9 protein-coding genes are annotated in these 11692 nt (G+C 42.9%); 4 read left to right on the forward strand and 5 right to left on the reverse strand.

The genetic code is table 11. The annotated features are described in order from the left end of the window. Positions 1 to 144 precede the first annotated feature (144 nt). Positions 145 to 894: a class I SAM-dependent methyltransferase gene (locus tag AC0L13_RS16410; RefSeq protein ID WP_473641473.1), complete on the forward strand. Its 750-nt coding sequence runs from the start codon at positions 145 to 147 to the stop codon at positions 892 to 894. Between the two features lie 241 nt (positions 895 to 1135). Here AC0L13_RS16410 and AC0L13_RS16415 read toward each other — a convergent pair whose 3' ends face one another. Together AC0L13_RS16415 and AC0L13_RS16420 are read right to left on the reverse strand one after the other, a co-directional pair. Further along, positions 1136 to 1345 (reverse strand): hypothetical protein, encoded by a 210-nt coding sequence (locus AC0L13_RS16415; protein WP_473641476.1) that lies wholly within the window; start codon positions 1343 to 1345, stop codon positions 1136 to 1138. Positions 1346 to 1427: 82 nt separating this feature from the next. Next, positions 1428 to 2048, reverse strand: coding sequence for an NUDIX hydrolase (locus AC0L13_RS16420; RefSeq protein WP_473641478.1), 621 nt, complete (start codon positions 2046 to 2048; stop codon positions 1428 to 1430). Positions 2049 to 2381: 333 nt separating this feature from the next. On the opposite strand from AC0L13_RS16420, the gene gltS reads away from it, so the two are divergent. Then, positions 2382 to 3572 carry a sodium/glutamate symporter gene (gene gltS, locus AC0L13_RS16425; protein ID WP_473641480.1) on the forward strand — a complete coding sequence of 397 codons (1191 nt, stop codon included), beginning with the start codon at positions 2382 to 2384 and terminating at the stop codon, positions 3570 to 3572. Positions 3573 to 3716: 144 nt separating this feature from the next. On the opposite strand, the gene AC0L13_RS16430 is transcribed toward gltS, so the two are convergent. Continuing rightward, a complete protein-coding gene (locus AC0L13_RS16430) occupies positions 3717 to 4196 on the reverse strand; it encodes a GNAT family N-acetyltransferase (RefSeq protein ID WP_473641482.1) in 480 nt (159 codons plus the stop codon). Positions 4197 to 4349: 153 nt separating this feature from the next. After that, on the reverse strand, positions 4350 to 5387 hold the full coding sequence (locus tag AC0L13_RS16435; protein WP_473641484.1) for a hypothetical protein: 1038 nt from the start codon (positions 5385 to 5387) through the stop codon (positions 4350 to 4352). Positions 5388 to 5972: 585 nt separating this feature from the next. Between AC0L13_RS16435 and AC0L13_RS16440 the strand changes: the two genes are divergently transcribed. Beyond that, complete coding sequence (locus AC0L13_RS16440) at positions 5973 to 9074, forward strand: ATP-binding response regulator (protein ID WP_473647073.1); 3102 nt, start codon at positions 5973 to 5975, stop codon at positions 9072 to 9074. A 403-nt stretch (positions 9075 to 9477) separates the two neighbouring features. Here AC0L13_RS16440 and AC0L13_RS16445 read toward each other — a convergent pair whose 3' ends face one another. After that, the gene (locus AC0L13_RS16445; RefSeq protein ID WP_473641486.1) at positions 9478 to 10515 is read right to left on the reverse strand and encodes a hypothetical protein; all 1038 of its coding nucleotides are present in this window, start codon (positions 10513 to 10515) and stop codon (positions 9478 to 9480) included. A gap of 252 nt (positions 10516 to 10767) precedes the next feature. Between AC0L13_RS16445 and AC0L13_RS16450 the strand changes: the two genes are divergently transcribed. Then, on the forward strand, positions 10768 to 11532 hold the full coding sequence (locus AC0L13_RS16450; protein ID WP_473641488.1) for an SH3 domain-containing protein: 765 nt from the start codon (positions 10768 to 10770) through the stop codon (positions 11530 to 11532). Positions 11533 to 11692 lie beyond the last annotated feature (160 nt).

Consider the following 11692-nt stretch of genomic DNA (forward strand, 5'->3'; position numbering starts at 1 on the left):
TTCCGTTTTGCTATTTATCAATTGGAATAGAATTGCAGTACCACACACCTCTCTGTACAATGAAGACGAGAGGAGCGATTGTATATGGGCATCCGGAATTTAAAACACCACCTGTAATGAGAAGAAATTACAGGAGGAATGAAAATGACAACAAACGAATGGGTCATCCCCTTTTATAGAAAACAATTTGAATGGCTACACGACATAGAATCGGAAATGACAAGTTACTTGCAGAAAGATGCCGATAAAATTGAAGAGCAGATTGGCATCAGATTCGAATCAATGCTCGATATCGGAGCGGGCATCGGAAGTATAGCCCGGGCATTAGACGCCCGCGGCATCTCGATGACTACGTTGGAACTTGTTCCTGAACTAGTCGAAGCGTCCAGACTTCGTTCACCAAAAACAATTGACATTCACATGGGAGACTTCTACACATATACATTTTCCACCCTATTCGATGTCGTCAGCTATTTCGACGGCTTCGGCATCGGCACGGACGATGACCAGATGACTCTTCTGAAACGGATGAAAAGCTGGATGAAAGATGATGGCGTCGCACTCATTGACATCTACAACCCGAACTACAGGCGCACCATTGCAGCGGGACAAAAAATGAAAATTGACGATGCGGAGAGGATTTATTTATTTGATAAAGACAACTGCCGAATGATTGATAGCTGGTGGCATAGCGAAAACTCGGAAGAAGTCGTTACACAATCGCTTCGTTGTTATACAGTCGACGTGATAAGCGCGATGTGCGAAAAAGCCGGATTGACAATCACCGGCATTTTCCCAGGCGGAGCAATGGATTTCGAAAATTGGGTATACACCGAGACGGCTCCGCTAACCAGTTGCCTTTCCTATCGGATCAAATTGAAAAAGACCGTTTAATGAAAGCACCAAGTTCAGGCTATACAAAGTGAACGGTCTGCAAGAGACGAAATAATCCATCCTATTTGAGTTATCCACTCAAGGATGGATTATTTTTTATAGGTAAACGACAATCAAACTACGAATAATGCCTGATGTAATGTCATACGCCCACCATTGAGTCACCTATTCTATACTGAATCGAAAAGTCCAGACGAATCTACAATCCACCCAATCTTGAGGATTGGGGATATTAGTACCCCTATTTCTTCTTAAACCACTTGTCCAATAACTCATAAAAGGTAATGTTATTCCTCATAATCACAAACCATAGGAACATAAGAATTGTGACCGTCAAAATTCTCGGTTGTCCTTCGACAATTATTTGCATGGGAACGATATACAGCAAACCTACTACACCGAAAGCAATGGACATCAACTCAATATACAATTTGAGTTTCAGAAAATCCATCCTTGTCCCTCCTAATTTCCTGTTCTAATTCAAGTCATAACTATCAGACTTATCTTAATTTCATCATACCATTTCTTCTATATTATTTACGGATAATCTCAATAAAATGCTTTAAGATTCTCGCGGTCAGTCCCCAAATCGTGTAAGGACCATACTCGAAAAACCATTCTTCGATCGTACGCCCCCTCCATTTGTAGTTCGCGCCATTCCTGATCTTCTCGAAAGGAAAATTCGAATCGGGCGAGGGATTCACCATAACCGGATGCATATACGGTTCGTGATCAAGCAAATAGGGAAGCGGGACGGTGAACACTTCTTCCACCTCGTATGTATTGTAAGATCGAATAATTTCCTTATAATCTACGATTCCAACAAACGGATAGACAACAAATGATGGAGATGCAATGTACGGACTTAAGGGCCCCAGTACTTCGACAGTATCAGGGTTCACCCCAAGCTCTTCATACGTTTCCCGTAAAGCTGCAAATAGAGGCGATTCATCGGTAGGATCAATCCGGCCACCAGGAAAGCAAATATCGCCAGGCTGGCTTCTCATCGTTGACGAACGGACTTCGAACAATACACACCATTCCCCTTCCACCTCGACAAGTGGAATTAAAACCGCCGAACGGAAAGCAGTCGCCTCACCAATGAATAACTCTTTATTGGCACGCAACTGTTCTTTCCATTTTTCCTGCTTCATGAATTCATCCCCCTTTCTTCAGCAAGCCTTTGCTTGTTTTCATTATAACTTACTTTTCGTCATATCCAGCAATTATGGAGATATGGCCTTATTGTTATGTGGGAATTTCAAGACAATTGCCAAGACAATTTTATATTACTATACGGTTCCAAGTTGCCTATAGATTTGTTACATTTTTATAATGGGCCATGTGTGTTTCATTCCGCAACGGGTATCTTACTCAGATAAGACCCATTGGATTCGTCCTCAAACAGAGGGACTGCGGCCAGTTTAAGGGAGAGGGAAATAGCAGCATCAAATCATCCTCTCGATGTAAAGGAAAGGTGAAATTGCATGATTGAACTCAACCAAATTACAACATTATTTTTAGCAGCAGCACTGTACTTGCTCGGCACGATGCTTGTCAACCGGATCGGCATCCTTGACCGGTTCCTCATTCCCGCGCCAGTAGTCGGTGGTCTGTTGTTCGCGATTGTCGCGCTCATCTTGAAATCATCCGGCATTGTGGAAATTTCGTTGGATACTTCCTTGCAATCCATATTCATGATTGCCTTTTTCACGACAGTTGGACTTGGCGCAAGTTTTAAGCTGATCAAGCTTGGCGGCAAGCTTTTGATCATCTATTTATTGCTGTGCGGCGTAACCGTTTTCATGCAGAATGTCATCGGCGTCTCCCTTGCGAAAGTTTTCAATATCGATCCGCTGCTCGGCGTCATGAGCGGCGCCGTGTCGATGAGCGGTGGGCACGGAGGAGCGGCCGCATACGGTCAGACGATCGAGGATCTCGGCACCACATCCGCCGTGACGATCGGGATGGCTGCAGCAACACTCGGATTGATTTGCGGCAGCCTGTCAGGCGGTCCTGTCGCCCGGCGTTTGATCGGCAAGTATGACCTGAAGCCGAAAGAAGGCATCGTTACAGAGTATGTAGAAAAAGATGAAAAGCCAATCGGCCAGCATTCTTTCATGGTTCAAGTGACGATGATCACGTTATCGATGGCAGGCGGAACAATCCTTGGCGACCTATTCACAGAAGCAACCGGCTTCGTGTTGCCCGCTTACATAGGCGCTATGTTCGTCGCAGTGCTCATCCGCAATATCGTGGACCGTTTCCTACCGGGAACCGTCAATATGAAGGAAATCAATCTGATCGGAGACGTGTCGCTCGCCATCTTCCTATCCATGGCGCTCATGAGCATTAAGCTATGGGAACTCGCGGGCCTTGCACTTCCGCTCGTCGGCATTATCCTCGTTCAAGTGGTCTTCATTGTCGGCTTCTCCGTGTTCATCATGTTCCGCGCGCTCGGCAAGGATTATGATGCTGCAGTGATGATTTCCGGTTTCCTTGGCCACGGACTTGGTGCCACACCAAACGCGATGGCCAATATGGGCGCCACTGTGAATAAGTTCGGCCCTTCACGCACAGCGTTCCTAGTCGTCCCGATTGTCGGCGCATTTCTGATGGACGTCGTCTTCAGTGCACCGATCATCATCACGACCATTAACTTGTTAGCACCAAAATGAATTGACGGTGTCTATGCAAGGAGCTTTTAATACGTCGCAATAGAGAAAAAGTCGGTTCTTCCGGCTTTTTTTTGCGTCTATAAAAAAGGGCTACTCCTATTGGAATAGCCAAACGAGTAGAAGCTGGTTTCGTCAAACTTCCACTTATAGACTGAGCTTCGCCACCATTTCATTTGCCTCTTCATCCATGCCGATTTCTTGAAACCCAAATTTATCATAAAGATGTCGAGCAGCCTCGTTTTCAGGAGCATAAGAAAGATAAACCGCGCCCGCTTCTCCCTGAGGAAATGTCCGGATGTAATCAAGAACCTTTTGAAGAGCCCTCGTTCCGAATCCTCTGTTTTGATACTTCCGATCGATCATAAAACGAAGGATCCCATATGCCTCTTCATCGCCATACTCATTCTCTTCTGCAGTATCATGATACACCATAACAAATCCGATCATCGTTTCATCGTCATAAACCGCAAAAGTCATTGCCGGCAGTTCATCATTTAGCAAAGCGACATAGGATTGTGCAAGACTATAGACATTCGATGCCAAGAAGCCCTTCTGATCCTCTGTTAATTGTAACTGAATGCACTCATCAAAATTCTCCCAAGTTATATTACGTAATTCAATCATCATGTACCTCCTGTATGTGTTGTTTTTATTGGATACGTGAAAACAAACAACGCAGGAGGTCCACGTGAATCGTTTTACGCTCAATTCGTCTTAAACACTATAATTCCCGCCTCTCTACTATTTGATTTTATTCTAAGATCATTTTAAAATGCCTCAATAAAAAGACCACATCTCGTCTTTTCGATCTTTCAGCTCTTTCAGCACAAACGCCCGGTACTCGACCAATTCCGGAAACTGATATAAGAAGTTAATCTTCTCTTCTGCGACCGTTTGAGGGCTGTCATTGTACGGCGTTAACATAAAGAAAGCAAAAGACTCCGCAATATCTTCATAAGGCCTTACCGTTGCATAAGTTGTCACAAAGGAATCCTTATGCTCTTCATAAAAAGCAATTCTCTCTTCAACAGTCTCGTAACCAGCATGAAGCCACTGCTCCTCATACTCCTTCCAAAAAGTTTGATAAAAAAGATTCATATAACTGTTAGCGTTATAGCACTCCTCGTACCGTTGCAAAAAGAATTGATCTGCCGGACAGGTATCCGAAATGACAAGATCCTCTTGATTCATTGTCAGCAAATGGCCATACTCATGAATCAGTGTGGCCACCGTGTCGAATTGAAACCACCGTCCAATCCAGTTAGAAGGCATCCCCAATTTCCCCTCTTTTACAAAAACATGCGGGTACACATCCTCTCGAAAATCAAGGACTTGGAAATTTACTTTATTTCGATCGTACAAGGTATGCACAAGATCAGGGATACCTTTGAAGATGCTCATTTCTTCACCTTTTGTCAGAATAAGTTCATCTTCTATAATTTCATAGCGAGCAATAATGAGATCTTCATCTTCCCAATCAAATTCAGCAAGAGAATTTTCATCTTCTTCCGTGCCTACATCCAGGTACCACATCTCGTTTGATCTTTCAATTCCTCTTCTAAAGTCAGTAAAATGCTCACTTCCGTATTCATCCCCTAAATCGCGGCATGCACCTACTGTATGACATATCTCCGAATCAATCGGCTGCGACCAGGACTCATCGACTACTGTTTCCTCTTCTTGATGGACTTCAACCTCTTCAACTATTTCCGTCTCCGCCGAGTCAACAACCGCCTTCTCTTCCTCCTCACATCCCACAAGTAAAACCACAATCGCAGCGAACCCCCCTATGATCATCCTCTTTACCATTCCCATCTCCATCCCCCGATTCATTTTTATGAAAACGACAAGATTGCATTAAATAGCCATACATAAACCGACATAGCCCGCGCAGTATGGTATACGGACAGGCATGTCGAAGGTTCCGGAAAATTATATGAATTTTTCATTTTTTTTGTAGGAGTACCACTTGAAAGATAAATGCTATCAGGTTACCAATTTACAGCAAAACTTTTCTGCGGGGTGGAATGCACGTGCGTCGAACTCCCTCACTTTCACAGATTCCATTTTGAACGGAGAGTTGCTCGATATATAATTGTGCATCAGGATCTATGAGTTTAAATATTCACACCTCATTTATCAAATTTCAAATCCTTTTGAATGAGACAAACCGTCACATAATCGTGGTAAAAATAGTCATGTCGCTCATCCTAGCAACCACCAACAATAGTGAAACTTTTATTAAAGCGCGTCTGGCAGAAATAAATTGTTCCTGTACAATAAGTAGTAATATGTTCCAATTTTATGTCCAACCATTGAATCAACAGATTTTGTTATGCGAAAGTAGTGCCGATGATTTTTGAAGGGGGAGTGGCGGAGAAGATTTCCGCGAATACATATATGAAAAAAAGAAACATTTTACTGGTCATAGGCTTATTTTTACTAATTTTATCGGCCTCCCGTACTTTGTGGATGAATACATTTCACAATTTTTCCGATACGCACGTACAAAGTGGACAATTGGATTTGAGCGATTGGCATGCGAATGAGAGCGATGTACTGCTGTTGGACGGGGAGTGGGAGTTTTATCCGTCACAATGGATGATGGATGGGAAATGGCAAGTAGATGATCTTACAAAGAGGCTTGTTCAAGTGCCAGGAAAATGGAATGACGATATGAATGAAGGCGAATCAACCCCCTATGGCTATGGCTCCTACCGCCTACGCATATACGTGAATCCTGAAAAACCGATCAGCTATAGTTTATATGTACCAAGCGTACGAAGCTCTTCGGAACTGTATGTCAACGGGCGATTCTTGGCCGGGTCCGGGCAAGTTGGAAAATCGAAAGATGATTACAGCCCCAAAAACCTGCCCTATACCGCAACTTTTACTGCGGATGAAGATGGTGTCATTGACATCGTTATACAGGCGGCAAATTTCAAGGATGTCCGCCGCAGCGGCATCATCCGTTCGATCAAATTCGGATCAGAAGCTGCAATGGCTAAGGAAAGAAGTTTGTCTTTGGCGATGCAGATGGTGGCTTCAGTCATTTTCCTGATTCACTCCATTTATGCACTAGTTCTATTTTTCCTAGGAAATCGGGATAAAAAGCTGTTATTCTTTTCTCTTCTATTATTTTGCATAACATTAATGAATTTAATTAGCAACGATGAAAAGCTCTTCCACTTATTAATCGACGGAGGATATGAATGGGATTTCCGGGTGGCAAATACTCTTATTCCGATTGCTTGCATTGCTTTGTTACACTCCATGGATTATAGCGGTGCTCCTTTTTGGCGTATCATAAAACCGATCTATTCGATAAGCAACATCGGGATGGCGATCGTTACATTGTTTTTGTCGCCGAGTCAAATTATCATGATGTTCCCTGTTTATTATCTGCTGGGAGGGATAGGAATTGCCGTTGCGTTATTTACGATCGTCAAAAAGATCTATCAAGATACACCGGGGAACTTCTTATTATTACTATCTTTCCTAGCAGTCACACATCATTTTGTATGGATGGTCTATTGGCGGGAAGCCGGTGTAAGCGTTGTTCATTATCCGTTCGATTTGATCATTTCAATAGGATGCTTCGCTTCCATTTGGTTCAAGGATTATTTTAAAATGCATGCCGAAACAGAGAAGCTTGCCGTGAGACTGCAGAAAATGAATGAACATAAGGACCAGTTTTTGGCGAACACCTCTCATGAGTTCAAGAATCCTCTTCATGGAATCATCAATATGTCCCAAGCTGTATTAAATCGGGAAAAGCATTTATTAAGAAATAAAAGCGTCCATGAGCTCGAGACGATTTTGACTGTCAGCCGGCGCATGTCACTGTTGTTGAATGACCTACTGGACGTGGCCAGTCTTAGGGAGGGAAGGCCGCGTCTTCAGAACAAAAACATTGCAATCCAGCCCATCATAACTGGCGTAATAGACATGCTGCAATTTCATGATAACGTTAAGCCGGTGAAGATTGTGAATGAAGTTCCGGTAAATTTCCCCCCTGTCATGGCGGACGAAAATCGGGTCATTCAAATCGTTTATAACTTACTTCATAATGCTGTCAAGTATACGATTGAGGGCGAAATCCGCATTCAGGCGAAAGTGAAAAATGACAGGGCTTTTATTGCGGTAACTGACACGGGGATCGGAATGGAGGAGGATTTTTTAAAGCGACTATTCCTCCCTTATGAACAAGCTGCAGATGCATCATTAATCGAAGGCGGTCTTGGGTTAGGGTTGAATATAAGCAAACAGTTGATTGAGCTTCATGGCGGACAGCTCGTTGTATCATCGACGCCTGGAAAAGGATCGACATTCACGTTTTCGTTGCAGTTAGCTTCGCCGGATGCAGTAAGTATTTCCGAAAATGCGCCTCAAACTAACGTTCAACACATGGAATCGCAAAAATTGCCTGCAAATCGGTTGGCGGATTCATCGATCGATTTAGCGACTGCGGAAATTTCTGCTGCAGTTGCTCAAGCATCATTAAAACCAGTTTCCAAGCGTCCGCCTATCTTAATCGTAGATGATGATCCGGTAAACTTGCAAGTCCTTCAATCCATCCTGTCAGATGAACAATATGAAATCACTACTGCGACGAGCGGCAAGGAAGCGCTCGATCACTTAACCACAAAGGAATGGGGTTTGGTCATCTCGGATATCATGATGCCGCAAATGTCCGGCTATGAATTGACGAAGACGATTCGCAAACGGTATTCGTTTACAGAACTGCCGATTTTGCTTTTGACGGCCAGAAGCGACCCGAAGGATATCCAAGCCGGCTTTTTAGCAGGCGCAAACGACTATGTGACGAAGCCTGTTGAAATGCTTGAATTAAAATCCAGAGTACTAGCACTCACAACCATCAAAAAAGCGGTGCGGGAACAATTGCAACTGGAGGCTGCATGGTTGCAAGCCCAAATCCAGCCCCATTTTTTATTCAACACATTGAATTCCATCATCGCCTTAAGCGACATTGATCTGGATGAGATGAACCATTTGCTAATGGAGCTAAGTCAATATTTAAGAAGTAAATTCCAGTTTCAGCATATCGATGAATTAATTCCGTTAGCGGAAGAGTTAGCGATTGTCCGATCCTATCTGAATATTGAACAGGTGCGTTTCGGTGAGCGGTTAAAAGTCGACTTGGAGGTGGATGAATGCGCGGACGTCAAGATTCCGTTCCTATCCATCCAGCCTTTAGTTGAAAATGCGGTAAGACATGGACTTATGAAACGTATCAGTGGAGGTACACTTACGGTTCGAGTCACTGTCCATGAAGGCCATGTTGAGATTTCTGTTGAGGATGACGGAGTCGGAATGGATGAAGTCCAATTGCAAGATTTACTTGAAAGAAAGGATGGCAGTCGGATGAGCATCGGGTTGATCAATACGAACCAGCGGTTGTTGCGCCAATTCGGTACAGGCCTTCAAATAGATAGCAAACCAGATCGTGGCACTATAGTATCGTTTACGGTGTGGATTTAGATAAATTTATTTGGGAAGCCGATCAAGCAGTCATTTGATCGGCTTCATCCTACCCATTCAACTTCTCATAACTCCGAAACATCTGTTGCTGCCAAATAATCCATCTATTATGAGCTTCTACTCAAGGATGGATTATTTTTTATTGTGGAACGACAGTATTTCTACATTCAATGCTGCGAATGTGAATACGAGCATTAGTGCTTGATATACTGTCATACGACCACCTCGGGCCAACAGGAAGTTGGTCATGCAATCGTAGCGACAGGACGTCGCGCACTTAGATTGCCCCTCTTACGGGAAATGGCCGACCACCCTTGAGTCACCAATTCTATTACCCTTTCACCGCACCACACATACGTTCCCAACTCTATATAAGTTCATGGGATATACGAGGGTGTTATCTTTAATAAAAAGACCACATCTCGTCTTTACGATCTTTCAACTTCTTTAATACAAACGCTCGATACTCGACCAGTTCCGGAAACTGATAAAAGAAGTTAATCTTTTCTTCTGCTACCGTTTGAGGGCTGTCATTGTACGGTGTTAACATGAAGTGAGCAAAAGACTCTGCGATATCTTCATAGGGATTCACCGTAGCATAAGTGCTCACAAATGAATCCTTGTTCTTTTCGTAAAAAGCAATCCTGTCCTCCACAGTTTTATTACCTGCATCTAACCACTGCTCCTCATGTTCCTTCAAAAAAGCTTGATAATAGAGATTCATATAACTGTCAGCGTTATAACACTCCCAGTACAACTTTAAATGAAATTGATCTGCCGGACATGTATCTGAATTTACCAGATCCGCCTTATTCCATGTCAGCATATGTCCATACTCATGAATCAGTATTGCCACCGTGTAAGACTGACGCCAATGGGGTATCAAATTAGAAGGCACTACCAATTTTCCCTCATACGTATTTACATAAGGATAAACATCCTTTTGAAATTCAAGGACTTGCAAATTCATTTTATCTCGATCGTATAATGCAAGCACAAGTTCAGCAATACCTTTGAAGATGCTCTCTTCTTCGCCTTTCGTCAAAACAAATTCATCTTCTATTAATTCATAGTGAGCAATCATTTCATCTTCCTCATCATTAGCAGTAAAAGCAAGAGCAGATTCATCTTCCTCCGCTTGCACATTCAAATACGACATACTGTTTGTATGTTTAAGATCTCCTGAAAAGGTAGTAAAATGCTCGCTTCCGTATGTATCCCCTAAATCGCGGCATTCCCCTACGGTCTGACATATCTCCGAATCAATCGACTGCGACCAGTACTCATCGACGACTGTTTCATCTTCTTGATGGGCTTCGACCTCTTCAACTATTTCCGTCTCCGCCAAGTCAGCAACCGCCTTCTCTTCCTCCTCACATCCCACAAGTAAAATCATAATTGCGGCGAATCCCCCTATGATCATCCTCTTTACCATTCTCATCTCCATCCCCCGATTCATTTTTATAAATACGACAAGATTGCACTAAATAGCTTATATAACCGATATAGCTCGCTCATTATCGTATACGGACAATTCTGACGAAAGTTTCAAAATATGAAAAAGGGAATAGATAAATATGGTGATTTCAATAAGAAAAAACACGACCCACCTTCACGCGACCCGCAATATGTACTATTTTCAGCACTCGCTTCATAACCTCGTTAGTAGTAACTATCGTAAGGAGTGGTACAAATGAGAAAAATTATGGCAGCAATAATGGTGCTCATACTAGGTTGTTCGTACGCCTTTCCTCTGCAAACAACCGTAGCAGCGAAAACCGAAATGTATGTACATGCGAAAAATGATATTATCCTGCGTGTAGAGCCGAAACAAAACGCTAAAAAGATTGGTACCATTCAAAACCACTCGAAAGTAACCGTATTGTCTTCGTCAAACGGATGGTCTTATGTACAAGCCGGCAAAAATAAGGGATATGTGTATACGTCCGCTTTATCCAAGCAAAACCCGAAAGCCGCATCAACGACGGTTAACGGTGGCCTGACGCCTAAAGAAGGGTTGATCCTTACGTATGAACCATCGTTCTTAGAAGAGAAGAAAGAAACGTTTTATGTAGAAAAAGAAGATGAATACACGTTCTTATATAATAAAAAGAGTCCCCTTTACCCGGATTTATCGAACTTTACCTATATTGAAGACGGAAAAAGACTGCTGATGGGCGTGTCGAGTTCCGACTTCATCTTCATCAACGTCCCCTTACCATTGAAACAAGGTTCTACTACAATAGATTCGTCTCTGATGTTCGAGGAGCAAAAGGTTGTGGTTGAAAGCACGACGGAAACAGCAACCGTGAAAGCCGGTACATTTAAGAACGTCGTTATTCTTCGTTATCCGAGTGGCTCGAGAGTTTATTTCGCAAAGGGAATTGGAGTACTAAAAATTACTGGTATAAATGGCGAAATTTTTTCGGAGTTGGTGTCTGTGGAGGAAGGTAAATAAGATTCCCTACAAGGGATCGGCTTGCATGAAAACGCCCATCTTTGAGCTTACCACTCAAGGATGGGTTATTTGATATCTAAAAAAATGTTGCAATCGTTCTTATATCTTCGGATTGGATGTTTACACAATTGTAGTAATTAGGTAGGATCGTATCCTTAGT

The sequence above is a fragment of the Sporosarcina sp. QA0331 genome (assembly GCF_055808055.1).